20 protein-coding genes are annotated in these 25,462 nt (G+C 73.4%); 13 read left to right on the top strand and 7 right to left on the bottom strand.

Going from position 1 to position 25,462, the window contains the following annotated elements; all coding sequences use genetic code 11:
• Positions 1 to 64: 64 nt before the first annotated feature.
• Positions 65 to 619 (top strand): PH domain-containing protein, encoded by a 555-nt coding sequence (locus ACFFHC_RS03620; RefSeq protein ID WP_070703468.1) that lies wholly within the window; start codon positions 65 to 67, stop codon positions 617 to 619.
• Positions 616 to 2,355, top strand: a complete 1,740-nt coding sequence (locus ACFFHC_RS03615) for a PH domain-containing protein (protein WP_379803163.1) — start codon at positions 616 to 618, stop codon at positions 2,353 to 2,355. The genes ACFFHC_RS03620 and ACFFHC_RS03615 overlap by 4 nt, the downstream gene beginning before the upstream one ends.
• Positions 2,356 to 2,781: 426 nt before the next feature.
• On the opposite strand, the gene ACFFHC_RS03610 is transcribed toward ACFFHC_RS03615, so the two are convergent.
• Positions 2,782 to 4,416: a dolichyl-phosphate-mannose--protein mannosyltransferase gene (locus ACFFHC_RS03610; RefSeq protein WP_070704007.1), complete on the bottom strand. Its 1,635-nt coding sequence runs from the start codon at positions 4,414 to 4,416 to the stop codon at positions 2,782 to 2,784.
• 127 nt (positions 4,417 to 4,543) lie between these two features.
• Between ACFFHC_RS03610 and ACFFHC_RS03605 the strand changes: the two genes are divergently transcribed.
• From ACFFHC_RS03605 to ACFFHC_RS03595, 3 genes are all read left to right on the top strand, one after another.
• Entirely contained in the window at positions 4,544 to 5,239 is a 696-nt protein-coding gene (locus ACFFHC_RS03605; RefSeq protein ID WP_070704004.1) for a succinate dehydrogenase cytochrome b subunit, read from the top strand.
• A gap of 232 nt (positions 5,240 to 5,471) precedes the next feature.
• Positions 5,472 to 7,385 carry a fumarate reductase/succinate dehydrogenase flavoprotein subunit gene (locus ACFFHC_RS03600; RefSeq protein ID WP_238138198.1) on the top strand — a complete coding sequence of 638 codons (1,914 nt, stop codon included), beginning with the start codon at positions 5,472 to 5,474 and terminating at the stop codon, positions 7,383 to 7,385.
• Entirely contained in the window at positions 7,382 to 8,113 is a 732-nt protein-coding gene (locus tag ACFFHC_RS03595; protein ID WP_101849798.1) for a succinate dehydrogenase/fumarate reductase iron-sulfur subunit, read from the top strand. Before ACFFHC_RS03600 ends, ACFFHC_RS03595 begins: the two co-directional genes overlap by 4 nt.
• Before the next feature lie 97 nt (positions 8,114 to 8,210).
• On the opposite strand, the gene ACFFHC_RS03590 is transcribed toward ACFFHC_RS03595, so the two are convergent.
• Positions 8,211 to 8,636 carry a hypothetical protein gene (locus ACFFHC_RS03590; protein WP_070703998.1) on the bottom strand — a complete coding sequence of 142 codons (426 nt, stop codon included), beginning with the start codon at positions 8,634 to 8,636 and terminating at the stop codon, positions 8,211 to 8,213.
• A gap of 1,398 nt (positions 8,637 to 10,034) precedes the next feature.
• Between ACFFHC_RS03590 and ACFFHC_RS03585 the strand changes: the two genes are divergently transcribed.
• The gene (locus tag ACFFHC_RS03585) at positions 10,035 to 10,307 is read left to right on the top strand and encodes a DUF2277 domain-containing protein (RefSeq protein WP_070703995.1); all 273 of its coding nucleotides are present in this window, start codon (positions 10,035 to 10,037) and stop codon (positions 10,305 to 10,307) included.
• A 24-nt stretch (positions 10,308 to 10,331) separates the two neighbouring features.
• Complete coding sequence (locus ACFFHC_RS03580) at positions 10,332 to 11,204, top strand: SGNH/GDSL hydrolase family protein (protein WP_141494541.1); 873 nt, start codon at positions 10,332 to 10,334, stop codon at positions 11,202 to 11,204.
• Positions 11,205 to 11,214: 10 nt separating this feature from the next.
• Here ACFFHC_RS03580 and ACFFHC_RS03575 read toward each other — a convergent pair whose 3' ends face one another.
• Entirely contained in the window at positions 11,215 to 12,459 is a 1,245-nt protein-coding gene (locus ACFFHC_RS03575) for a helix-turn-helix domain-containing protein (protein WP_141494540.1), read from the bottom strand.
• Positions 12,460 to 12,561: 102 nt separating this feature from the next.
• Here ACFFHC_RS03575 and ACFFHC_RS03570 point away from each other — a divergent pair, with 102 nt between their 5' ends.
• Both ACFFHC_RS03570 and ACFFHC_RS03565 read left to right on the top strand, forming a co-directional pair.
• Positions 12,562 to 13,689 (top strand): ferredoxin reductase, encoded by a 1,128-nt coding sequence (locus ACFFHC_RS03570; RefSeq protein WP_379803152.1) that lies wholly within the window; start codon positions 12,562 to 12,564, stop codon positions 13,687 to 13,689.
• Positions 13,686 to 15,125, top strand: a complete 1,440-nt coding sequence (locus ACFFHC_RS03565) for a fatty acid desaturase family protein (RefSeq protein ID WP_379803149.1) — start codon at positions 13,686 to 13,688, stop codon at positions 15,123 to 15,125. The genes ACFFHC_RS03570 and ACFFHC_RS03565 overlap by 4 nt, the downstream gene beginning before the upstream one ends.
• A gap of 233 nt (positions 15,126 to 15,358) precedes the next feature.
• Here the strand turns inward: ACFFHC_RS03565 and ACFFHC_RS03560 are convergent, their stop codons facing one another.
• The 4 genes from ACFFHC_RS03560 to ACFFHC_RS03545 all read right to left on the bottom strand — a co-directional run bounded on the left by ACFFHC_RS03560 (position 15,359) and on the right by ACFFHC_RS03545 (position 20,376).
• Positions 15,359 to 16,561 carry a thiolase family protein gene (locus tag ACFFHC_RS03560; protein WP_101849803.1) on the bottom strand — a complete coding sequence of 401 codons (1,203 nt, stop codon included), beginning with the start codon at positions 16,559 to 16,561 and terminating at the stop codon, positions 15,359 to 15,361.
• 106 nt (positions 16,562 to 16,667) lie between these two features.
• Positions 16,668 to 17,729, bottom strand: coding sequence for an FAD-dependent oxidoreductase (locus tag ACFFHC_RS03555; RefSeq protein WP_180802253.1), 1,062 nt, complete (start codon positions 17,727 to 17,729; stop codon positions 16,668 to 16,670).
• On the bottom strand, positions 17,726 to 18,679 hold the full coding sequence (locus ACFFHC_RS03550) for a D-hexose-6-phosphate mutarotase (protein WP_101849805.1): 954 nt from the start codon (positions 18,677 to 18,679) through the stop codon (positions 17,726 to 17,728). The genes ACFFHC_RS03555 and ACFFHC_RS03550 overlap by 4 nt, the downstream gene beginning before the upstream one ends.
• A 416-nt stretch (positions 18,680 to 19,095) precedes the next feature.
• On the bottom strand, positions 19,096 to 20,376 hold the full coding sequence (locus ACFFHC_RS03545; RefSeq protein WP_379803144.1) for an AI-2E family transporter: 1,281 nt from the start codon (positions 20,374 to 20,376) through the stop codon (positions 19,096 to 19,098).
• A gap of 92 nt (positions 20,377 to 20,468) precedes the next feature.
• On the opposite strand from ACFFHC_RS03545, the gene ACFFHC_RS03540 reads away from it, so the two are divergent.
• The 4 genes from ACFFHC_RS03540 to nadC all read left to right on the top strand — a co-directional run bounded on the left by ACFFHC_RS03540 (position 20,469) and on the right by nadC (position 25,393).
• Positions 20,469 to 21,356 (top strand): NUDIX hydrolase, encoded by an 888-nt coding sequence (locus ACFFHC_RS03540; RefSeq protein WP_070704535.1) that lies wholly within the window; start codon positions 20,469 to 20,471, stop codon positions 21,354 to 21,356.
• A 331-nt stretch (positions 21,357 to 21,687) separates the two neighbouring features.
• Positions 21,688 to 22,737 (top strand): quinolinate synthase NadA, encoded by a 1,050-nt coding sequence (nadA, locus tag ACFFHC_RS03535; protein ID WP_101849807.1) that lies wholly within the window; start codon positions 21,688 to 21,690, stop codon positions 22,735 to 22,737.
• Positions 22,734 to 24,443, top strand: coding sequence for an FAD-binding protein (locus tag ACFFHC_RS03530; protein WP_379803139.1), 1,710 nt, complete (start codon positions 22,734 to 22,736; stop codon positions 24,441 to 24,443). The genes nadA and ACFFHC_RS03530 overlap by 4 nt, the downstream gene beginning before the upstream one ends.
• A 41-nt stretch (positions 24,444 to 24,484) precedes the next feature.
• Positions 24,485 to 25,393, top strand: a complete 909-nt coding sequence (nadC, locus tag ACFFHC_RS03525; protein WP_379803136.1) for a carboxylating nicotinate-nucleotide diphosphorylase — start codon at positions 24,485 to 24,487, stop codon at positions 25,391 to 25,393.
• The last annotated feature ends 69 nt before the right edge of the window (positions 25,394 to 25,462 follow it).

The following is a 25,462-nucleotide window of genomic DNA, read 5'->3' as shown; positions in this document are numbered from 1 at the left end:
CGGGTGCGCCGGGTCCGTCCGCGGAGGGACCGGCCCCGACGGAGTCGTCCCGGAGAATGTGCCGGTGACTTCTCCCCACCCCGCCGAGTCCCTCGTCGTCGCGGCAGGTCGCCCCGACGTCGCCGTCCTCGACGAGCCCCGCCACCGGGTCTCCGAGCGCGCCCCCGCCTACTGGCGCGTGGGCGAGGTGGTGGGCCTGGTGGTCACCCTGGTCATCTCCGCCGGCGTGCTGGGCGGGTGGTGGTTCCTGGCCGAGCACGCCCCGCCCTGGTGGGCCTGGGCGGTGGCTGGTCTCTTCGTGCTCGTCGGCCTGGTGTCGCTCGTGGTGGCCCCCGGCCTCCGCTACCGCTGGGCGCGGTGGGAGGCCACGCCGGACGCGGTGTACACCCGCACCGGGTGGATCGACATCGAGCGCCGCATGGTGCCGCTGGCCCGCATCCAGACCGTGGACGTCTCGCGCGGCCCGATCATGCGCCACTTTGGCCTCACCGACGTGAAGATCACGACCGCGTCCTCAGCCGGGGACGTCACCATCGAGGCGCTGGACGACGAGCGGGCCCAGGTGCTCCTCGAGCAGCTGACGCGCGCCGCGAGCGCCGTGCGGGGTGACGGCACGTGAGCACGCCGATGGGGTGGGGCGCCCCGGACGACGCCCCCGCGCCGGCGCCGGCGCCGGCGCCGGGGCCGGTGCCGCCGGTGCCCCAGCCCGCCCCGATGCCGCCGGCGCCCGAGCCGGTGCCCGCCGAGGGGGAGTGGCGCCGCCAGGACCTGCGCATGCTGCTCGTGCACCCGGTCAAGCTGGTCGGCTCCCTGCTGCCGGTGCTGCTCGTGCTGCTGTTCACCCGCAGCGGGGACCCCGGCTTCCAGGTGTTCTCGGCCGTCGGCGGTGCCGTCCTGGCCGTGGTGGTCACGCTGGTGCAGTGGTTCACGCTCGCCTACCGGGTGGACGGCGAGACCGTGCAGGTGCGCCAGGGGTGGCTCAACCGACGCACCAAGACGGCCCGCCTGGAGCGGGTGCGCACCATCGACGTCGAGGGCAACCTGCTCATGCGGCTGCTCGACCTGCGCACCATGAAGATCGGCACCGGTGTGGACGACGACCAGGTGGAGCTCGAGGGCCTGCGCACCGCCGACGCCCAGGCGCTGCGCGAGAACCTGCTGCGCCGCACCCGCCGCGTGCAGGCCGCCCAGGGGGTGGACGCGCTCGACCCCTCCGAGGCCGAGCGTGGCGTCAGCGCCCCCGGCGCCGGGGTGGAGAGCGGCGTCGAGGAGGCCGTGCAGCCGGTCGCGGACGACATGCCCGAGCAGGTGCTCGCCACGTGGGACCCCCGGTGGCTGCGCTTCGGCCCGCTGGGGGCGAGTGGCCTGTTCGTGGCCGCGGCGGTCGTCGGTTTCGGCGGCCAGTTCTTCGACGACATCGCCGACTCCGCGGTGGGGCGACGCATCGGTGGCGAGGTGGTGCACGCCGTGGAGAGCCTCGGCCTGGTGCACACCGTCGTGCTGCTGGTGGTGGCCGGTGTGGTGCTCTCGCTGCTCACCTCGACGGTGGCCTACCTGCTGGGCTGGTGGGGGCTGCGCGTCACCCGCACCGCGCAGGGCACCCTGCAGGTCACCCGCGGCCTGACCACCACCCGCTCGGCCACGCTCGAGGAGCGCAAGGTGCGCGGCGTCGTGGTCACCGAGCCGTGGCAGCAGCGCTGGCAGCGCGGCGCCTCGGCCGAGGCGGTGGTGACCGGTGCCGAGGACGGCTCCGTGGACCTGCTGCCCACCGTGCCGCGCTCCGAGGCCCGGGCGCTGGCGGCCGACGTGCTCGGCAGCGGCGAGCCCAAGACGGTGCCGGCCGACCTGTTCGAGCGGCCGCTGGTCTCCCACGGGCCGAAGGCGCTGCGGCGCATGGCCGTCGGGGCGCTCGTGACCACCTTCTGGGTCGGTCTGGTGCCGGTGCTCGGCGGCATCGCGGTGCTGCGGCACTTCGCCGTGGGCGACCCGCTCGGCTGGACGGGTGCCTCGGCGTGGACCTGGCTGCTGGGGTGGACCGCGCTCATGGCGGTGCTCAACCTGGCCCCGGTGTGGCCGGCCTGGCGCTCGCTGGGGCACGCGGTGACCGACCGGCACCTGCTGGTGCGGCAGGGCGCACTCCTGCGGCGGCACCTGGCCCTGGAGTGCGAGGGCGTGCTCAGCTGGACGGTGGAGCAGTCCTTCTTCCAGCGGCGCCTGGGGCTGTGCACGGCGGTGGCCACGGTGGCCGGCGGCGACGAGTCCTACCGCGTGCCCAACCTGCCGCTGCCCGACGCGGTGGCGATGATGCGCGCGGTCTCCCCGGAGCTCGTGGGGCAGTTCTCCCGCCCCGCCTGACGGGCCCCATCGCGCGGGGGTGGGCGCTGTGCGGATGCGGGCTGCCCGCGCCGGCGAGGACCGCCCCGTGTGGCCGACCGCGGCCCGCCGGACGCGCACCCATCAACACCGGCGGCGTCCGCGATCCTCCGATGCGCCTACCGATGAACCTCCCGACCGTCGGCGTGTCGATGGGTCGGCGTGTCGAAGGATGGGCGTGTCGCGGGTGGGGGTCTTCGTGGGCCAGCCGCACCGGAAAGGTCACCGCGCACGGGAACGGTGGTCGCCGCACGGGAATCGTCGCGTGCGGCGACCACCCTTCCCGTGCGGCGCGTGGTTTCGCGTGCGGCGGTGCGATGCCGCGGGCGTGCGGCCGTGCGGCAGGGTGCGGCAGAGCGATGCCGCGGGCGGCTGGCGCAGGCGATGCTGCCCCGGCCGGCCCCCGCGTCAGATCCAGCTGGCGAACCACATGCGGGCTCGCCACGCGGAGTACGGGATCACCTGGGCGGTCCAGATGGGCCAGAAGTACCAGAAGTTCAGCACCACCAGGGCCAGGTAGGCCCCCACCGCGTACTTGCCCCACACGTGCCGCAGCGCCAGCCCGATGACGAAGACCACGGCCAGCACCATGAACGGCTCGAAAGCGATCGAGTAGAACTGGTAGATCGTGCGGTGCTGCACCGGCAGCCAGGGCAGCCACCCCGAGAGCACCCCCACGGCGATGGCGCCGGCCCGCCAGTCGCGCTGCGCGACCCACCAGAACAGCAGCACGAACACCGCGGCGGTGGCCACCCACCAGATGCTCACCGAGCCCACCGAGTTGATGGCCTTGGAGCACTTCTCCACCTCGCACCCGGCCTCGCCGAGCGTCTTGGTCTCGTAGAAGAACGAGGTGGGACGCAGCTGCAGCGGCCAGCTCCACGGGCTGGAGCGGTACGTGTGGTCGCTGGTCAGCCCGACGTGGAACTCGTACATCTTGGCGTGGTACTCCCACAACGCGCGCAGCGGGCCGGGCAGCCAGGTGACCCCCTCACCGGGGTGCTCGGTGGCCCACTGGCGCATGTACCCGTCGGTGCTGCGGAACCAGCCCACCCACGAGGCGAGGTAGGCCGCCAGGGCCGCCCCGCAGTAGGTGACGAACGCCTGTGGCCCGTCCCGGAGCACTGCCCCGGCGCTCCACGGCCGGGAGACGCCCGCCCGCTGCCGGGCCGTGCAGTCCCACAGCACGGTGAGCAGCCCGAAGGCCATGAGCGGGTACAGCCCGGACAACTTGACGCCCGCGGCCAGCCCCAGGCTGATGCCGGCCGCCCATCGCCACGGGCGCAGCCCCAGCCACGGGCCGTAGGTCATGCCCACCGCGGGCCGGCGGAGATTCCACCGCCAGGCGTCCCCGCCGTGCAGCGCCGCCACCCTCCGGGCCAGCAGGCGCCGCGAGGCGTTGCGGTCCAGCAGCAGGAACCAGAAGCCCACGAGCACGAAGAACATGAGCACCACGTCGAGCAGGCCGGTGCGGCTGTGCACGAAGTGGTGGCCCTCCAGCATCGCCAGGAAGGAGGCGAGCGTGGCGAGCGTGGCCGAGCCGAACATCTCCCACGCCACCCGGCCGATGACGAGGATGGACAGGCTGCCCAGCACCCACACCGAGACGCGCCAGCCGAAGGACGACTCGATGCCGAAGACCACCTCGCCGGCGGCGATCACCCACTTGCCCACCGGCGGGTGCACCACGAAGTCGGCCTTGTCGTCGTAGACCGTCTGCCAGTTGCCTGTGGTGAAGAACTGGTCGGGCTCCTCCATGCCGTCGGGCTTGTCCCGCTCGTAACCCCACTCGGCGAGCGACCACGCCTGCTTGACGTAGTAGGTCTCGTCGAAGACCAGCTGGTGCGGCTCGTCCAGGTGCCACCACCGCATCCACCCGCCCAGCAGCATGCACAGCAGCGGGCCGACCCAGGCCCACCGGGCGATGCGCCGCGCGGTCGCGCCGCGCCGGGCGAGGGGACCGAGGAGGTCCTCGCGGAGCTGCTGCTCGAGATCAGGCGCCGAGGGCGACGGGGTCGCGACGTCACCGGGCGTGGAGGGCATGGCTGGCATCCTAGGTGCGTCCACCGCGGGGCCGATGGGGGCGGCGCCCGGCCCGCGCGCGGGCGCGACCCACGGGGTAGGCAAGCCTCACCCAGCCCGCTCCCAGCCTCTCAGTAGAATCCGCCCCGTGGCACTTGACAACGCGGCTCCGACGAAGCGGTCGGCCACCACCACGACGATCTGGAACAAGATCCTCATGGCGGTCTCCGGCCTCCTGTTCATCCTCTTCGTGCTCGGGCACATGCTCGGCAACCTGAAGATCCTCCAGTCCCACGAGGCGTTCGACACCTACGCGCACCACCTGCGCACCATGGGTGAGCCGATCCTGCCCTACGAGGGTGCGCTGTGGATCGTGCGTCTCGTCCTGCTGGCCGCGGTGCTGGCGCACGTCGTGCTGGCGGTCAAGCTGTGGGGCCGCGCCAAGAAGGGCCGCAGCGTCGGCTACGCGATGAAGAAGTCGCTCACCTCGAGCCTCGCCTCGCGCACCATGCGCTGGGGTGGCATCGCGCTGCTGCTGTTCGTGGTCTTCCACATCCTGCACTTCACCACCAAGACCATCCACCCGCAGGGCGAGCTGGCCAGCCCCGCCGCCAACTACGTGGAGTCCTTCGAGATCTGGTGGGTGCTGCTCATCTACGTGCTGGCGATGGCCGCCCTGGGCATGCACATATTCCACGGGTTCTTCTCCGCGATGCAGACGCTCGGCCTGACCAAGACCAAGAACATCCCGATGCTGCGCACCATCGGCGCCGTGCTCGCCGCCCTCGTGGTGGTCGGCTTCCTGGTGCCGCCGTTCGCGGTGTTCCTCGACCTCGTCAACTGACCGCCCCAGGAGGAGCAGACTCATGGCAACACTCTTCGGTGACAACGCCCCCTGGAAGCGCAAGAAGGACGACGCCTTCGACGCCGACGGCGACGCCCAGCGCGGCACCGCCCAGGGCGACGCCCCGGCGGACACCCGCCCGGTGAACAAGTCCGGTGAGCACACCAACGACCCGTGGGTGCTCGGTGACCCGATCGCCGACACGAAGGCCCCCGGTGGCCCCATCGAGACGATGTGGCAGCGCCGCCAGTTCGAGACCGCGCTGGTGAACCCGGCCAACCGCCGCAAGATCAACGTCATCATCGTGGGCACCGGCCTGGCCGGCGCCGCCGCGGGCGCCACCCTCGGTGAGGCCGGCTACAACGTGAAGTCCTTCTGCTACCAGGACTCGCCGCGCCGTGCGCACTCGATCGCCGCGCAGGGTGGCATCAACGCCGCCAAGAACTACAAGAACGACAACGACTCGGTCTACCGCCTGTTCTACGACACGGTGAAGGGTGGCGACTACCGCTCCCGCGAGACCAACGTGTACCGCCTGGCTGAGGTGTCCGCGAACATCATCGACCAGTGCGTGGCGCAGGGTGTGCCCTTCGCCCGCGAGTACGGCGGTCTGCTCGACAACCGCTCGTTCGGTGGCGTGCAGGTGCAGCGCACCTTCTACGCCCGCGGCCAGACTGGCCAGCAGCTGCTCATCGGCGCCTACCAGGCGCTGGAGCGCCAGATCGGCGCCGGCACCGTGGAGATGTTCAACGCCCACGAGATGCTCGAGCTGGTCGTCGTGGAGGGCAAGGCGCGCGGCATCATCGCCCGCAACCTGCGCACCGGTGAGATCGAGACGCACATGGCCGACGCGGTGGTGCTGGCCACCGGCGGCTACGGCAACGTCTTCTTCCTCTCCACCAACGCGATGGGGTCCAACGTCACCGCCGCGTGGCGTGCGCACCGCAAGGGCGCCTACTTCGGCAACCCCTGCTTCACGCAGATCCACCCCACCTGCATCCCGCAGCACGGCGACAAGCAGTCCAAGCTGACGCTGATGTCGGAGTCCCTGCGCAACGACGGCCGCATCTGGGTCCCCAAGGACGCCGCCGACTGCGACAAGGACCCCCGCGAGATCCCGGAGGAGGCGCGCGACTACTACCTGGAGCGCATCTACCCGGCGTTCGGAAACCTGGTGCCCCGCGACATCGCCTCGCGCCAGGCCAAGAACATGTGTGACGAGGGCCGCGGCGTGGGCCCGGCCGTGGCCGAGGTGGACCAGGACGGCCAGGAGCGTCAGGTGCGCCGCGGCGTGTACCTGGACTTCGCGTCGGCCATCGAGCGCATGGGCAAGGACGCGGTGGCCGCCAAGTACGGCAACCTCTTCGACATGTACGAGCGCATCACGGGTGAGAACCCGTACGAGGTGCCGATGCGCATCTACCCGGCCGTGCACTACACGATGGGCGGCCTGTGGGTGGACTACGACCTGCAGTCCACCATCCCGGGCCTGTTCGTGGCCGGTGAGGCGAACTTCTCCGACCACGGCGGCAACCGCCTGGGCGCCTCGGCGCTGATGCAGGGTCTGGCCGACGGCTACTTCGTGCTGCCGAACGTCATCAACGACTACCTGGCCAAGGAGGGGCAGTCCAACATCAGCGCGGACCACCCCGAGGCCGTGGCCGCGCGCGAGGCCGTGGACGCCCGCGTGCAGCAGCTGCTCTCCATCAACGGCACCCGCACGGTGGACTCCATCCACCGCGAGCTGGGCTCCATCATGTGGGAGTACTGCGGCATGGAGCGCACCGACGCCGGTCTGCGCACCGCCATCGAGAAGATCCGGGCCCTCCGCGAGGAGTTCTGGACCAACGTCAAGGTGCCCGGCGCGGCCGCCACCCTCAACCAGTCGCTGGAGAAGGCCGGCCGTGTGGCCGACTTCCTGGAGCTGGGTGAGCTCATGTGCATCGACGCCCTGCACCGTCGCGAGTCGGCCGGTGGCCACTTCCGGGCGGAGTCCCAGACCGAGGACGGCGAGGCCCTGCGCCACGACGACGAGTTCGCCTACGTGGCGGCCTGGGAGTTCACCGGTGCCGGTGAGCGTCCGGTGCTGCACAAGGAGGACCTCGTGTACAACGCCATCGAGATGAAGCAGCGGAGCTACAAGTGAAGATCACTCTCAAGATCTGGCGCCAGGCCGGCGCCGGCGACAAGGGCCAGTTCGCCACCTACCAGGTGGACGGCATCACCGAGGACATGTCCTTCCTGGAGATGCTGGACGTCCTCAACGAGGAGCTCACGGAGGCCGGTGAGCAGCCGGTGGCCTTCGAGTCCGACTGCCGCGAGGGCATCTGCGGTGCGTGCGGCTTCATGGTCAACGGCATCGCCCACGGCCCGGAGCGCACCACCCTGTGCCAGCTGCACATGCGCTCCTTCAAGGACGGCGAGACCCTCACCCTGGAGCCGTTCCGTGCGGACGCGTTCCCGGTGGTGCAGGACCTCGTGGTCGACCGCAGCGCCTACGACCGCATCATCGGCTCCGGTGGCTACATCTCCGTGAACACCGGTGCCGCGGTGGACGCCAACACCCACCCGGTGCGCAAGGAGGACGCCGACCGCGCGTTCGACGCCGCCACCTGCATCGGCTGTGGTGCCTGTGCGGCGGCCTGCCCGAACGCGGCCGGCATGCTCTTCCTGGGCGCCAAGGTGACCCACCTGGGCCTGCTGCCGCAGGGTCAGCCGGAGCGTGACTCGCGCGTGGTCAACATGGTGAACCAGCACGACGAGGAGGGCTTCGGCGGCTGCACCAACATCGGTGAGTGCGCGGCGGTCTGCCCCAAGGGCATCCCGCTGGACGTCATCAGCCAGCTGAACAAGGACCTGCGCAAGGCCCTCTGACCCGATACCGCGGTAGGGCCACGCGCCCACCCACGCTGCTCACGCGCCGCCCGCCAGCACCTGCTGACGGGCGCGCGGCGTGTCTGTGGGGGCAGGGTTAGGACGCGTTGGCGTTGCTCCGGAGGTCCTTGACGGCTACCGGCTCGAGTTCCGCGAACTGCTCCCAGGTGGCCTCGCCCAGGTCGGTGCACTCCGCGGTGACCGGCCGCCCGTCCCGGGTTCCGAAGGCGGTGTGGTCCACGATGCGGGTCAGCGCGGTGCCGCCCGATGCGGGGGCCGGCTCGAAGGTGACGCCGCCAAAGCCGAGCCCGCCCGGGCTGGGCGGTGCGGCGGCGGCCTCATCGGCCTGCGCGAGCTGGTCCAGGCACGTGGCGGCGGCGCGGCGGGCCTCGTCGGAGGCGTCCCACTCGGGGTTCGGCCGGCCGGAGAACACGTCGGCCGTCGCTCGGAAGGGGGAGGTCGTGGCACCCGTCTGCGGTTCCTCTCCGCACCCGGCCAGGGTCAGGAGCAGGGCGGCAGACATCGGAACGAGACGCTGTATACGGGTCACTGGGGGCCCTCCTTGGGGAGAGGCGACCGGTCATCGGCGCGGAGTGCAAGATCTAGCAGGAAATCGTCCAGCGTGGCGGGCGTGGATCCACTGCTTGTGGCGAGCTTTGCGATGGGGGTGCTGGTGGCATGCGCAGTGTGCGACGCAAGAGCCAATCCCGGCGCGAGGCCAAGGAGGAAGAGTCTACGACTCATGGTGGCCGAGGGCATGGAATCTCCTTGGTTCACTTGACGAAGACGGTCGTGGGGGAGTACATGGTTCCGCACCAGAGGGTGTAGTCCCATCGTTTGGAGTGGTACGGGGAGCTGATGTGATTCCCCCCGGAGTCGGTGTTCTGGGGGTAGTATCCTCCGCGCTTGTGTGACCAGGGTTTGCTGACGCTGATCCACTTATGAGGGGCAGTGCGGCGCCAGAAATGGTAGTCAACTCCGGGCCAGATGGCTGCGGCGACATAGAGCGATCGGGAACTGCATGTGGTCTTCCATCCATCAGCCATCATGGACTCGCGCAGTGCCTGCTTCTGTTGGGAAAGGGTTCGGGTTCTTCCCCAGAAATCTGTGAACCGGAAGTGCTTCCCCGAAGCTCGCCCAGGGTGGGCAAACGTTCCTGTTCGCCAGTTCGCGGCATAGTTGTAGCAGTTGTTCTTCGAGGTGTGGACTCCTCCCCAGAACTTGAAGTCGACAGAGCTTGTGAGGTGGTACCCGCAGCCCGCCAAAGTCTCACTGCCGGCGTCCGGGGTGTCGGGGTCGGTGGTGCTCGTTGCGGGCTCAGCACTCCCTTCGATGGCAAGTGCTGCGGCATCCACAGCCAGTGCGTTGATCTCTGCTCCTTGGGCTCCGCGGAGAAGCAGCTCTTGCAGGGTGTCGGGGTTGGCGTGGCCCTCGCCCAGGCGGAACGCAACTGGGTTGGCCCCAGGCCGCTACGATAAGACTCTTGGGAGTCCATGTGGATGATGAAGCCCTTGTATCCGAGTCGATCTGAAGACTCGCTGAGTGGGCGCACTTCCGTCTGGTCGTTCTTGATCTGGCGGATGAGGCTGGCCGTCTCTGTGGTATTGAGATCCCAGACTGGGTTTGGCAGCCCCGAGAAGATGTCCAGTTCAATGCGGTCCATGATCCCCCTTGGTTTGAGTGTGAGAAGGGTCACGCTACCTCGCGTGGTCCTCGGTGTCCACTGGGGCGTCCCCATTAAGGGTGTTAAGTCGAAACCTATTGGGGTGGAGTGATTATCGGGTTGGGGGTAGGGGCTGCCCGCAGTCGGCGCGCACTGGCCGGATGAGATCTGGATGCAGACCCGGGCGGTCCGAGTGGCCATCTGGGCAAGCGGTCACTCTCGCCTCGGTAGTGGCTGCGCGGGTGGGAGGATGGGGGCATGTGCCGCAACATCCGGACCCTGCACAACTTCGAGCCCCCGGCCACCGCCGAGGAGGTCGAGGCCGCCGCCCTGCAGTACGTCCGCAAGATCGCTGGCACGCGCACCCCGTCGCAGGCCAACACCGAGGCCTTCGACCAGGCGGTGGAGGAGATCACGGCAGCCACCCAGCGCCTGCTGGACGGACTGACCACCTCGGCGCCGCCGAAGGACCGCGAGGAGGAGGCAGCCAAGGCCCGGGCGCGTGCCCAGAAACGTTACGGTGCAGGCTGACCCGGACCACCACGGAGGGAACGCATGACCACCGCAGCACCGCTCGAGGGCCGCATCTGGCAGCGTTACGTCGCGCTGGGTGACTCGTTCACCGAGGGCCTGGTGGACCCCACCGACGACGACCCGGAGGCCCACCATGGCTGGGCGGACCGGCTGGCCGCCCGCCTCGCGCTGCGCAATGCCGCCCTCACCGACGCCGAGGGCAAGCCCGCGCCGGCACCCTTCGGGTACGCCAACCTGGCCATCCGGGGGCGCCTCATCGGGCAGGTCACCGGCGAGCAGCTCGACGAGGGCCTGACGCTGACCCCGGACCTGGTGAGCCTCAACGCCGGCGGCAACGACTACCTGCGCCCCCGCGTGGACCGCGACGCCGTGGTGGACCAGCTGGAGGATGCCGTGGCCCGCATCCGGGAGACGGGGGCCGACGTGCTGCTGGTCACCGCGCCGGACATCAGCCGTACCCCCGTGCTGCGCCGGGCGTCCCCGCGCTTCGCCGAGTTCACGGCCAACGTGTGGGGCATCGCGCAGCGGTACGACTGCTTCGTGGCCGACATCTGGACCCTGCGCTCCCTGCGCGACGCGCGCATGTGGGCGCCGGACCGCATCCACCTCTCCACCGAGGGGCATCGCCGGGTGGCGCAGCAGGCTGCGTGGACGCTGGGGCTCGAGGTGGAGGGCGCCGCCGAGCGCGCCTGGGACGAGCCGCTGCCGCCGCTGGAGCCGCTGACCCGGTGGGAGACGCTCCAGGCCAACCGCGAGTGGGCGGGCCTGCACCTGCGCCCGTGGATCCAGCGGCGCCTCACCGGCCGCTCCTCCGGGGACGGGCGGAGGCCGAAGCGACCTGCCGTGACCACCGTGGACGTGGAGCGTCTGCGCCCGCACGTGGACCGCATCTGAGCGCGGCGCGTCAGTCCGATGCGGTGAGCCCCGGGGCCACGAGCGTGGCCAGCAGCACCTGCTCGGCGCCGCGCGGGTCGTCCAGGGTGCTGCCGAACAGGTCGCGCAGCTGGTTCATGCGGTAGCGCACCGTCTGCGGGTGCACGCCCAGGCGCTCGGCCACCAGCGCCCGCTGGCCGCGCAGCAGCATCCACAGCCGCAGGGTCTCCACGAGGCGCTCCCGGGTGGACTCCGGCAGGTCGGCCAGCGGCTCCAGGGCGGCCGCGGCCAGCTCGCGGGCGGCCGCCGCGTCGCCGTGCACCACCATGTGCGGCAGCACGTCCTGCAGGTCCAGCGGCCCCTCGGGCACCCCCATCGGGTCCGGCGGCACGGACACCCACCGGCTGGCCAGGCGCCAGGTCTCCGGGGCGGCGGCCCGGCCCACCGGGGGTGTCACCAGGCAGTGCACCCCGGCCCGGCGCAGGGTGCGGCGGGCGCGGTCCAGCTCGTCGTCGGTGGGGTCGGGCAGCAGCAGCGTGCTCCAGCCGGAGCCCTCCGGGCCCAGCCCCACCTGGTCGAGCACCAGCGTGCGCAGCGGCAGCCGGGAGGTCAGCGCGCCGGTGTCCTCGCTGCGGCACACCATGAGGCTCACCGTCCGCGGCGAGGTGAGGCCGGCCGCGCGGGCCGCGGCGTCCACCTCGGCCGTGCGGGCCCCGCGCACCACGAGCAGCCCCAGGTTGGTGCGGGCCTGGCTGCGCCGCTGGTCGGAGCGCGCCCGCTCCTGGGTGTGCCCGGCCACCGTGGCCGCGGAGAGGTCGTCGATGTAGGTGAAGGTCAGGGCCGCGAAGGTCTGCAGCTCCCGGGCGGCCAGGCCGTGCTCCAGGGCCACGTCGCTGAAGGTCACCCAGCACACGCGCGCCCCCACGCGGTAGGCGGCCAGCACCGCCTCCACGGTGCGCCCGGCGCGGGCCTCCCGGCGGCCCAGCGAACGGGCGCCCAGGACGGTGGCCGAGGTGGGTCCGGTGGGGGCCGCGTCGCCCGGTCCCGGCGTCTCGATGAGGTCCAGGAAGCCGTGCAGCGCCATGGACACCGCCTCCTTGAGCACCGCGGAGCGTCCGTGCCGGAACTCGTCGCGGTACGCCGGGACGTCCTGCACGATGGCGGTGACGCTCTGCTGGGAGGCGACCTCCACAGCATCGCGCAGGGCGGCCACCAGCTCGGGGGTCCAGAAGGATGCGGCGGTGCCCGCGGTGAGGGGCTCGGGGGAGGCGTCCACGGGGACATCGTGCGCGCTTTGTTCACGAGGGACAAATCCGGGCGTGGTTCTCCACGCCGAGCGGGGGTGAATCGTTCACCGGTGCCAGACAGGATGGACGGCATGAGTTCCTCGACCCGTCGGGTCACCCCCCGCCCTGCCTGGGTGGACCGCCTCATCGAGGCCGCCGCTGTGGTGACCACCCCGGTGGTGCCGCACGACTACGTCGACATGGTGGCCCCGCTGCAGTCCCGCGTCTCCTTGGTGGCCCGCGTGGAGCGCGTCCACCACGACACCGCGCGCACCGTGAGCCTCTGGCTGCGCCCCGGCGTGCTGTGGAAGGCCCACCGCCCCGGCCAGTACGTCCGCATCGGCGTGGACGTGGACGGCGTGCGGCACTGGCGCACCTACAGCCTCACCAGCAAGCCGGCACCTGCCGGCACCCCCGGTGACGCCGGGCTGCTGCAGATCACGGTCACCCAGGTGCCCGACGGCCTCGTGAGCACCCACCTGGTGCGCAACACGAAGGTCGGCGACCTGCTCCACCTCGATGCCGCCGACGGCGAGTTCACGCTCGACGACCCGCGCCCCGGCAAGATCCTCTTCCTGGGAGCGGGCTCCGGCATCACGCCGATCATGGGGCTGCTGCGCGGGCACAAGTGGCACGGTCCCGACGCGCCGGACGTGGTGGTGGTGCAGTCCGCCCGCACGCCTGCCGAGCGGCTGTTCGCCGAGGAGCTGCCCGCCATCGCCGACCGCTTCGGGCTGCGCCTCATCACCCGCCACACGGCCACCGAGGGGCGCTTCGGCCTGGACGAGCTGGACACCGAGGTGCCCGACTGGCGCGAGCGCACCGTGTGGGCCTGCGGCCCGGCCGGGATGCTCGACGACTGCGAGCAGTTCTGGGAGGACGCCGGCCTGCGCCACCAGCTGCTCACCGAGCGCTTCCGCACCGTGGAGATCACCCCCGGCGAGGGCGGCCTGGCCACCTTCGCCACGGGTGGCTCCAAGACCGAGGTGGAGACCGACGGCTCCACCACCCTGCTCGATGCGGGCGAGGAGGCCGGCCTGTTGCTGCCCAGCGGTTGCCGCATGGGCATCTGCCACTCCTGCGTCCTGAACCTCACCGAGGGGGCCGTGCGCGACCTGCGCGACGGCTCGCTCACCCTCGCCACCCCCGAGGACCCCGCACTCGTCCAGACCTGCGTCACGACCGCCGCAGGCGACTGCCACCTGGAGGTACCGGCATGACGACCACCCCCGCACGACGCACCCGCCCCGCATCCGCCCGCCCCGGCCTGGGGGGATCCCGCCTGGCGCCCGCCGCGTTCAGCGACTCCATGCGCGTCAACAAGGCGTTCGCCCGGGCCCGCCGCGACACCCGCCGCGGGGTCAACCGCATCACCGCCACCGAGTCCCCCGAGCGCCACTGGAAGCCCAAGCGCTCCGGCGGCGACGACCCGGCCGCGCACCTCACGATCGAGCAGATCGAGGAGATGGGGCGCGAGCTGGACGCCATCCGCCAGCGGGTCATGGACTCCCGCGGGTCGGCCGACGCCGCGTACATCCGCCGCGTCATCGCCACCCAGCGCGCGCTCGACATGGGCGGTCGTCTCGTGCTCATGGTGGGCAGCCGCACCAAGGTGGGCTTCGTGCTGGGCACCGGCGCCCTGGCCGTGGCCAAGATCCTGGAGAACATGGAGATCGGCCACAACATCCTCCACGGGCAGTGGGACTGGATGCGCGACCCGCGGATCCACTCCAGCACCTGGGAGTGGGACCACCCCTCCACCGCCGAGGGCTGGAAGCACTCCCACAACGACCTGCACCACACGTACACCAACGTCATCGGGCGCGACAACGACCTGGGCTTCGGCATCGCCCGCGTGGACCCCGACCAGCCGTGGAAGCCGTGGATGGTGTGGCAGCCGCTGTTCAACGCGGTCAACGCGGTGACCTTCGAGTACTCCATCGCGCTGTACGACCTGGAGCTCGGCCGCTATGCCGGCAAGCCGCTCGCGGCCTGGAAGCCCGCCGTGCCCGGCCTGCTGGGCGTGGGCAAGAAGGTGGCCCAGCAGGTGGCCAAGGACTACGTGGTCACCCCGGCGCTGAGCGGACCGAACTGGAAGTCGACGCTGGCCGCCACGTGGACCGCCAACCTCACCCGCAACCTGTGGAGCAACGCGGTGATCCTGTGCGGTCACTTCCCCGAGGGCGTGCAGACCTTCAGCCGCGCGTCCACCGTGGGGGAGACCCGCGGCGAGTGGTACCTGCGCCAGATGCTGGGTTCGGCCAACATCTCGGGTTCGCCGCTCATGCACATCATGACCGGCAACCTCAGCCACCAGATCGAGCACCACTGCTTCCCGGACCTGCCGAGCAACCGGTACGCCGAGATCTCGGTGGAGATGCGCGACGTGTTCGACCGGTACGGGTTCGCCTACGTCTCCGGGCCGCTGCCGGTGCAGCTGGCCAGCGCGTGGGGCAAGATCTTCCGCTACGCGCTGCCCAACGGGGCGTGGGGGCAGCTGCGCCGCGACCCGGTGGGCTCGGTGGCCACCGGCGCGCAGTGGGCCGTGCGGCAGCTGCTCGGCGGCTCGCGGAAGAAGGCTGCGCGGAAGAGCGCGCTGCGGAAGAGGGCCCTGCGGGGGAGCGCCGCGGGGAAGGTGGCTGGCGCCGGCGCCTGAGGGCCTGCGCACGCCGCCCTGGCCGGGGGCGTTCGCACGAGGCGGCCCGGCGCTCGGCGCACGGGAAACCGCCTGGCGCTCGGCGCACGGGAAACCGTCTGGCGCGCGGAAAGGGTGTCGCCCGCACGGGAAACGTCCCGTGCGGGCGACACCTTTCGCGTGCGGGGGAGGGTTTCGGGTGTGGCCCGCCCGGTGCGCACCCCGCCGGCCCGGTGCGCACCCCGCCCGGCGGCTCAGGCGCCCTCGTTCTCCAGCACCACCGCCAGCGCCTGGCCCACTCCGATGCAGATGGCGGCCACGCCCCAGCGCACGCCGTCGGCCCGCATCGCGGCGGCCAGGGTGCCCAGGATGCGCGCCCCCGAGGCTCCCAGCGGGTGCCCGATGGCGATGGCACCACCGCGCGTGTTGACGATGCCGGGGTCGATGCCCCACGCGTCCACGCACGCCAGCGACTGCACGGCGAAGGCCTCGTTGAGCTCCACCAGCCCCACCTCGCCCCAGCCGATGCCGGCCCTCGCCAGGGCCTTGTTCGCCGCCTCCACCGGTGCCAGGCCGAAGCGCTGCGGCTCCAGCGCGTGCGCCCCGCGCCCGGCGATGCGCGCCATCGGCTCGCGGCCCAGCCCCTCGGCCGCCCCGGCCGAGCCGAGCAGCACCGCGGCCGCCCCGTCGGTGAGCGGGGAGGCGTTGCCGGCGGTGATGCGCCCGTCGCGGCGGAAGGACGGCTTGAGCCCGGCCAGCGACTCCACCGACGAGCCCGGGCGCACCGTCTCGTCGCGGGGCAGGTCCGCCGCGTCGACGCCGGGCACCGCGCACGTCCAGTCGGCGTAGAAGCCGTCCTCCCACGCCGCGGCGGCCAGCTGGTGGGAGCGGGCGGCAAAGGCGTCCATCTGCTCACGGGTGGTGCCCAGCTCGTCGGCCACCTGCTCGTTGCACTCGCCCAGGCTGGCGGTCCACTCGGCCGGCATGGCGGGGTTCACCAGGCGCCAGCCCAGGGTGGTGGAGGCCATCTCGGCGTTGCCGGCGGGGAATGCGCGCTCCGGCTTGGCCACCACCCACGGGGCTCGGCTCATGGACTCCACGCCGCCCACCAGCACCAGGTCGGCGTCCCCGGTCTCGACGGTGCGGCTGGCCACCATCGCGGCGTCCAGGGAGGAGCCGCACAGGCGGTTGACGGTGGAGCCCGGCACGCTCACCGGCAGCCCGGCCAGCAGGGTGGCCATGCGCGCCACGTTGCGGTTGTCCTCCCCGGCCTGGTTGGCGGCGCCGAAGACCACCTCGTCGATGCGGGCCGGGTCCAGCTGCGGGGAGCGCTCCACCATCGCGCGGACCACGGTGGCGGCCAGGTCGTCCGGGCGCACCGTGGCCAGGGCGCCGCCGAGCTTGGCGAAGGGCGTGCGCACGGCGTCGTAGAGGTAGGCGGGCTCGAGCTGGGTCATGGGCGCTCCTGGTGCTCGTGGGGCGGGGCGGCGGGACGCGCCCATGGTGCTACACGGGCCGGGTCGGCGTGACGCCGGTCACGCGACGCCGGTCACGCGACGGGGGTCACGCCAGCAGGACCCGCGCCGCCGCGTCCCCAGAGGCCAGGGCGCCGGTGACTCCCGGGGCGAGGTGGTCGCCGGCCAGCACGAGGCCGGGGGCGAGCTCGAGCGCGAGGGGGCCGGCCGCATCGGGCGTGGGCACGGGCACGGGCACGGCGCGCGGGTGGTCCTGGCGGGCGACCACGGGCCAGTCGAACGCCGCCGTCCCCCACAGCTCCGAGAGGTGCGCGCGCACGGCCGCCTCGCCGGCCACGGGGCGTCCCCCGCGGTGCGGCACCGTCGCCGCCACCAGGGCGCGCCCGTCCTCGGAGTACCCCGGCGCCACGTTGGTCACCACCACGGTGGCCGCCACCGGGCCGGGCGCGCGACGGGCGTCCACCCGCAGGGAGCGCGAGGGGCTCGGCGCGGCCTCGGGCGCCAGCCACCACGTGGTCGTCCCGAGCCACTCCGGGTGCGCCAGCTCGTGCTCGATGCGGGTGCCGTGCAGCAGGTGCGTGGCCTCCTCGGGCGGCACCGCGAGCACGACCTGACCGGTGGTCCACGTGCCGTGGTCGCCGACCACCTGCCAGGACCCGCCGTGCCACCGCACCACCTCCACGTGGGCGCCGGTCACCACGGGGGAGTCCAGGTGCGCCGTGAGCTGCACCGTGAGGGCCACCAGGCCGTGCGCGGGCAGGGCCGGGGCCGCGGGGCGGGAGATCCCGGCGGCGAGCGGGCCGGTGGCGGGCACCGCGTCATCGCCCAGGCGCACCGGGGCGTCCTGCCCGTCCACGAGGCCCTCGGTGGGGTCGAGCGGGCGCAGGTCGAGCGCGGCCGGGTCCACCAGGTCGGTCGGCCACGCCGCCGCGGCGTCGAGCAGGTGCAGGCCCTCGTCCACCGCGAAGCCGTCGTGCAGCGCCGAACCCACCCGGCCCCCGGCCACCGGGCCCGCCTCCAGCACCCGCACCAGGCGGCCCGCTGTGGTCAACCGGGCCGCGGCGGCCAGCCCCGCCACGCCGGAGCCCACCACCACGACGTCGGCGTCCGGGGCGCGCAGCGGCACCCGCGTGAGGCGACGCCCCGTCATCGGGCGGCCCCGTGGCCGGTCTCGTGGGTGGCCGCGCCGACACCGTCCGCGCCGTCGCGTGGCTCCACCGCGTAGGTGGCTGTCAGCACGTGCGAGGCCCCGGGCTGCAGGTGCACCGCGTGGTCGGTGCCGTCGCCGCGATCGCCGATGCACGCCGCCTCCACGCAGAGGAACCCGTCCCATCCGGCGTCCGGCACGTCGGTCATGGTGCGGGCCCCCTCCGCGCCGGGGCTCCACACCACCGTGTCGCGGGCGCCCTGCGTGGTGACGGCCACGGTGCGGTGGGCGTCGGTGAGGTGCACCGGCCCGGCGGTGCGGTGGATGCGGTCGATGGCGCCCTCGGTGCGCAGGTCGCCGGACTGCGTGGTGACCCCGCCGGTGAGCGTGTCCACCACGCCGGCGCCGTCCAGACCGGCGAGCGTGCAGTCGGCCACGGCGCTCACGGCCAGGTAGGTGTGCAGCGCGGCCTCCACGGTGCGCGGTGCGGCGCCGTCGGGCAGGGCGAGGGTGAGTGCCATCCGCAGGGCGGCCCCGGCCGTGACGTCCAGGTGCAGGTCCACGCCATCGGCGGTGGTGGTCAGGCCCAGGCGGACGGTGCCGTCGGGGGCCACGTCGACCGAGGTGGGCTGCCACGGCTGGGTGCGGGCCGGGCCGTGCTTGGGGGTGTGGTGGCCGTCGGGGCCCGTGGCGAACCATGGTGCGCAGACCGGCACCCCGCCGCGGATCGCCTGGCCGGGTGCGCGGACGGCGTCGGGGCTGGTCCACAGCAGGTCGCGGCCGCCGGCGGGGGTGAACGAGAGCAGGTGGGCGCCCTGGAGGTCGAGGCGTAGGGTGCAGGCGGCGGTGCGGGCCACGAGCTCGCCGGCTCCCGATCCGCTGGGCTCCAGGGCGATGCCGGGCGGCAGCGTGACGAGGTGCGCGGTGGGCGAGGCGGCGGGCGTGTCGCTCATGCGGCCAGCGTAGGCAAGGTGGTGGGGCCGACGGGTGCGCCTGCGTGGTGGGGCCGACGGTGCGGGGGCGGCGCTCGCGTGCTCGGGAGTTCCCGCGCGGCGAGAGGTTCCGAGCACGCGACCGGCGGCCCAGCCGGCCCCGCCGAGTGCCCGCGCACGACGTGCCGGGTAAAGGTTTTCCCCAGAAGTTCGGCAGGGCTGGGAGATCCGGCGGATCGCCCCTCAGGATGGGTGACATGCCACAGGGGCCGGGATCTCCCCGTGGCAGACAGCTCTGACGGCGAATTTGATGGGACACGCAGAGGGCGTCTGACGAGCCGGCAAGGGGCCGGAGTTCTTCGGAACTCCGGCCCCTTGCGTTGTGTGCGGCCCGTGCTGTGCGGCCCGCCTCGTGCGTGGCTCGCGCGGGTGTGGCCTCAGCCGCGCTCGTCCTCGACGCGGTGCGCCCCGTCCGCGGCCGGAGCAGCACTGCGCGCGGAGCCCGCCGCGGCCCCCTCGGGCGTGCGCTCCCCCTCGAGCCCCGACCGGCCCTGCGTGGAGGTGACGGGCTCGCCCTCGTGGTCGTGCAGGTGGTCGGTGTCGCGGGAGTCCGGGGTGTCCTCGTCCTGCTCCTCCGGGCGCGGGTTCTCGCCCACCAGTGCCGCCATCCACCGGTTGCCCGGCACGTGGTCGATGAGCGCGGCCTTGACCAGGATGGTGGCCGGCACCGCCACCAGCGCTCCCAGCGGGCCCAGCAGGTAGGCCCACAGGATCAGCGAGACGAAGATGACCGTGGCGTTGAGGCCCACCATGTCGCCGGTGACGCGCGGCTGGATGATGGTCTGGAACACGAAGTTGATGACCCAGTAGCCCACGGCCACGATCACTGCGGCCATCGGGCCCTTCTCCAGCAGGGCGATGAGCGCGGGCGGGATGAGGCCCAGCACGAAGCCCACGTTGGGGATGTAGTTGGTGACGAAGCTGAACACGCCCCAGGTGATGGCCAGCGGGATGCCCATCAGCCACAGGAAGCCCACGTCCACCAGGGCCACGAGAAGACCGAACACCGTGGTCACCACCCAGTAGGAGCGCACCCGCCGGGCGAAGTCCCCCAGGGCCTCGGCCGCCTCGGGGCGCTCGCGGGCGATGACGCGCATGCGGTCGGGCATGGAGCCGGTGTCGAGCACGAGGAAGATCAGGCCGATGGCGAGCAACGTCAGCAGCGAGAGCCCACTGGAGAGCTGCCCGGCCACGCCCTGCACCACGCCGGCCACCTGGCCCGGCTCGATCTTGGAGGTCATCTCCTTGAGCTGCGCCTCGTCCACCCCGAAGGTGGCGAGCTGCTGGATGGTCTGGCGGTAGAGGTCCTGCCCCTGCTCGAGGTACTCCGGCATGACCTCCACCAGGCGCAGCACCGACCACACCATCGACCACGCGATGGCCACGAGCACCGCGTAGATGGTCACCAGCGAGGCCAGGGTGGCCAGCCACCCGGGCACCTTGTGGCGGCGCAGCCAGGTCACCATCGGGTAGGCCGTGATGACCAGCGTGAGGGCCAGGAACATGGGCCCGAGCAGGCTGGCCTGGGAGCGGATGCCGACGCCCAGGACGACGAGGGCGGCCAGGCCCACGAGGGCGGGGACGGGGCCGTGGCCGACGCCGGTGCCGGGGCGGCGCTCCGGGGTGGCGGTGCGTGCGGGGGTGGTGTCTGTGCTCACGGGGTCGAGGGTACGCAGGGAGGCGCTGCCCGCCCGGGTGGTGGCGGGGGGCGCGGCGCCTGCCCGGCGGGGCCGCGTGCTGGAATGGCGGCGTGTCCTCCCTCGTCGCCGCCGAGCTCGTCGCCGTCGTCATCGGGGTGCGTGACGACACGCCCGTGGTGCTGGGGGCCACCGAGCCCGACGCCCTGCCCCACGGGCCGCTGGAGCCGGCACACCGCTCGCTGCAGGCGGGGGTGCGCGCGTGGGTGGCCGAGCAGGGCGGGGTGGAGCTGGGCTACGTGGAGCAGCTGTACACCTTTGCCGACCGGGAGCCGGCGGGGCAGGGGCGCACGGTGGCGATCAGCTACCTCGGCCTGACGCGGAGCACCCCCTCACCGCGGTGGCTGGAGGTGTACGACCTGCTGCCCTGGGAGGACCGGCGCGGTGTCGCGGGGCTGGCGCCGGCGGTGGAGCGGGCACTGCGCACCTGGGCCGAGGGGGACGAGGACGCCGTGGCGCGGGTGGCGCACACCTTCGGGCTGGACGGGCAGCCGTGGGCGCCGGAGCTGGCGTTGCAGCGCTACGAGCTGCTGTGGGAGGCCGGGCTGGTGCGCGAGTCGGCGGGTGCCGGGGCGGGCCCGCGTGACGATGCCGTGGCGGCCACCGGGGCGGTGATGGTGCACGACCACCGGCGCATCCTGGCCACGGGGTTGGCGCGGCTGCGCTCCACGCTGCAGTACCGGCCGCTGATCTTCGAGCTGATGGCCGAGGAGTTCACCCTGGGGCAGCTGCAGGCCACGGTGGAGGCGCTGGCCGGGCAGGAGGTGCACAAGCCGAACTTCCGCCGGCTGGTGCTGCAGCAGGCCGAGCTGGTGGAGCCGACGGGGCGCACCAGCCGCGACACCGGGGGTCGCCCGGCGCAGCTGTACCGGTTCCGGCGGTCCGTGCACGCCGAGCGTCGCCACGGGGGCACCAAGCTGCCGCGGCCGAAGGTGCGCTGAGCGGCCGGCGCCCGGCGGGCAGTGGGCGTCACGGCGCGGAGCGTCGGGTGGCCTCCCCTCGCGTGAGGTGGGGGCTCTGCGCACGCGACACCTCACCACGCACGGGAAAGGTGCTGCCCGCACGCGGCGTTTCCCGAGCGGCGGGCACGTTTCGCGCGCCGCGTGAGGTTTCGCGTGCACCGGGGCGCGCTGTGTGAGGTGTCGCGTGCGCCGGGTGCGCGTGCGGCCCCCGCCGGCACCACCCTGTGGCGCGGGTCACGAGCACCCCTCCGCATGACCTACCCTTGTGCTCGCTCTGAGAATGTACTCACTCTGAACACAAGGGGCCGACATGACCGCCACCACCACCCACCTGGCCACCCCGCGGGTGCGCCACCGCGCCACGGAGGCCGAGCTGCTCGACGTCGCGGCCGCCATCGAGGCCACGCGCGAGGAGTACGACCGCGTGCGCCACGTGGTGCCCGAGGCCGAGTGGGCGACCTTCGCGCAGGACGTGGTGGCCATCAAGGAGCTCAAGCGCACCCGCGACGCCGTGGTGCTGGCGCACAACTACCAGACCCCCGAGATCTTCCACGGCGTCGCCGACCTGGTGGGCGACTCCCTGGCGCTGGCCCGCATGGCGCAGGAGGTGGAGGCCTCCACCATCGTGCTGGCGGGCGTGCCGTTCATGGCCGAGACCGCCAAGCTGCTCAACCCCGGCAAGACCGTGCTCGTGCCCGATGCGGGGGCCGGCTGCTCGCTGGCCGACGGCATCACCCCCGAGGACGTGCTGGCCCTGCGCGCCGCCCACCCCGGCGTGCCCGTGGTCACCTACGTCAACTCCTCCGCGGCGGTGAAGGCCGTGAGCGACGTGTGCTGCACCAGCGGCAACGTGGAGCGGATCGTGCGCCACCTGGGGGCCGAGAAGATCATCTGCGTGCCCGACGAGTACCTGGCCCGCAACGTCGCCGAGGCCACCGGGGTGGAGGTCATCACCCACCCGGCGCGCTGCGAGGTGCACGAGCGGTTCTCCGTGGCCGACGTGGAGCAGATCCGCGCCGAGCGCCCCGGCATCACCGTGGTGGCGCACCCGGAGTGCCACCCGGACGTGGTCGCCGCCGCCGACGTGGCGGGGTCCACCGCGCACATGCTCGACTACGTGCGCACGCAGCGGCCCGCCCAGGTGGCGCTCATCACCGAGTGCTCGATGGCGGACAACATCCGCGCCGCCCAGCCGGAGACCGAGTACGTGCAGCCGTGCAACCTGTGCCCGCACATGCGGCGCTCCACGCTCGCGGGCATCCGGGCCGCGCTGGAGACCGGCGGGCCCGAGGTGGTGCTCGAGGAGTCCACGGCCGCGGCGGCGCGCCGGGCGGTCGAGCGGATGCTGGAGCTCTCGTGACGCACGCGAGGGGCGCGGGCGCGACGGGGGCCGCCTCCGGGGACCCGGGCCCGATGGGGGACGCGCGCCCCGTGGTGGTGCTCGGCGCCGGCGTGGCCGGGATGGTGGCCGCGCTGTCCGTCGCGCCGTGGCCGTGCGTGCTGGTGAGTCCGGAGGCGCCCGGGCGGGGCGGTTCCACCGAGCTGGCGCAGGGCGGGCTCGCCGCGGCCGTGGGAGCGGGCGACCGGCCGGCCGACCACGCTGCGGACACCCTGGCCGCCGGGGCCGGGCTGTGCGACGCGGCGACCGTGGACCGCATCGTGGGCGCCGGGCCCGAGGTGGTGGCGCTGCTGGCCGACCTCGGCGTGGCCTGGGACCGTGCCGCGGGCGAGGAGGTTGAGGGTCGTGAGCCCGCCGCCGACCCCGCGCCGTGGGCGCTGGGCCGCGAGGGCGGGCACGGCCGGCACCGGGTGGTGCACGCGGGCGACCGGTCGGGCGCCGTCATCGCCGCCGCCCTGGCCGATGCGGTGGCTGCCGCCGGGCACGTCACGCACCTGGCCGGCGAGGCCACCGGGCTGCTGACCGGCGAGGACCGCGTCACCGACGTGCGCGTGCGCACGGCCACCGGCGAGCGCGACCTGGCCGCGGCCGCCGTCGTGCTGGCCACCGGCGGGTTCGCCGGGCTCTTCCGTGACAGCACCAACCCCGCCACCAACGCCGGCGCCGGCATCGTGCTGGCCGCCCGCGCCGGGGCCGTGCTGGGCGACCTGGAGTTCGTGCAGTTCCACCCCACCGCGCTCGACCTGACTGACACCCCGGTGGGCCGGTCCGAAACCGCCGCGGGCCGCCCCCCGGCCGGGCGCCTGCCGCTGCTCACCGAGGCCCTGCGCGGCGACGGCGCCGTGCTGCGGGCCGACGGCCAGCGCTTCGTGGGCGAGGTGGCCCCGCGCGACGTCGTGGCCGCCGCCGTGCACGCGCAGCGCCTGGCCGGCCGGCGGGTGGAGCTGGACTGCCGCGGTGTGCGCGGGCTGGAGGAGTTCACCGCCCTGGCCGCCACCGCCGCCGCGGTCGGCCTGGACCCGCGTCGGGACCCGCTGCCGGTCTGCCCGGCCGCCCACTACACGGTGGGCGGGGTGCTCAGCGACGCCCGCGGCCGCACGACCGTGCCGGGGCTCTGGGCCGTCGGCGAGGTGGCCTGCACCGGGCTGCACGGCGCCAATCGGTTGGCCTCCAACTCGCTGCTCGAGGGGGTGGTGACCGCACGCGCGGCCGCAGCGGACGTGCTCTCGGCCGCGGGGGAGCCGGCTGAGAGCGCCGCGCAGTCGGCTGATCTGGCTGGCACCTGGCACGATGGGTGGCGCTCGCCCGTGGGGGCCGAGCGCACCATCACCGCCGATGCGGCAGAGGCCGCCCTGGCGACCGAGCGTCTCCTCGGGGACGGTCCCGCCCGCGACCCGCTGGTGGGCGAGCTGCTCTCCACCGCCGCCGGCGTGGCCCGCCGTCGCGACGAGGTGCACCGCGCCCTGACCGCGCTCGAGGGCCGCCCCGGGCCCGATGCCCTGGTGGCCCGCCTCGTGCTGCGTTCCGCCCTGCGGCGCGAGCGGTCGGTGGGCGGCCACCGGTGGGTCGAGGAGCAGGGCCGGCCCACCCGCACGGTCCAGCCCGCCAGCACAGACCAGCCCACCGGGTCCAGCCAGCCCACCCACCGCGCAGGAGCCGTCGCATGACCACGCACGCCACGCCATCGTCCACACTCTCGACACCCGCTGTGACCGTTCGCGCCCCGCGCCCGGCCGACGTCGACGCCCTCGTGGCCGCCGCCCTCGCCGAGGACCTCGGCACCGGCGGAGACGTCACCGCCCGCGCCACCGTCCCGGACGACGCCACCGGCGCGGCGGTCGTGGTGGCCCGCGAGGCCGGCGTCGTCTCCGGGCTGGACTTCGTGGCCGCCGCCTTCGAGCAGGTCGATCCCCGCCTCGTGGTCGAGCCGCTGGCCGCCGACGGCGACCGTGTGCCCGCCGGCACCCCACTGGCGCGTGTCACCGGGCCCACGCGCGGCATCGTCACCGGGGAGCGCGTGGCGCTGAACTTCCTCGGCCTGCTCAGCGGGGTGGCCACGGCCACCGCCCGCCTCGTGGACGAGGTGGCCGGCACCGGCGCCCGGGTGGTGGACACACGCAAGACCGTGCCCGGCCTGCGCGCCGCCCAGAAGCGTGCGGTGCGCCACGGCGGTGGGGCCAACCACCGTCTCGGCCTGCACGATGCGGTGATGGTGAAGGACAACCACGTCGCCCTGGCCGGCGGTGTGACGGCGGTGCTGGAGCGGCTCGCCGAGGGTCCGGAGGCGCCGGGCCACATGGTGCGCGTCGAGGTGGAGGTGGACACCCTCGAGCAGCTCGGGGAACTGGCCGCGTTCGACCGGGCCCGCGCCGAGGCCGGGCGGCGCCCCGTGGTGGACGTGGTGCTCCTGGACAACATGGGCCCCGCCCGGGTGCGCGATGCCGTGGCGCTGCTCCGCGGTGCCGGGCTGCGGCCGGTGGTGGAGGTCTCCGGCGGCGTGGCGCCCGGTGGTGCGGCGCGGGCGCTCGCCGAGGCCGGCGCGGACGTGCTGAGCTCCGGGGCGCTGACCCATTCCGCCCGGTGGCTGGACGTGGCGCTGGAGGACGAGCCGGCCTGAGGCGGGGCGGCCCCACGTGAGTCGCCCTGAGGCGGGGCGCCCCATGCGCGCGAGGGGGTGACGCCGCGT

This window comes from Kytococcus schroeteri (assembly GCF_042433515.1).
GTDB lineage: Bacteria > Actinomycetota > Actinomycetes > Actinomycetales > Dermatophilaceae > Kytococcus > Kytococcus schroeteri.
The sequence above is the reverse complement of the archived record's forward strand: the minus strand, read 5'-3'. Positions and strand labels throughout refer to the sequence as shown.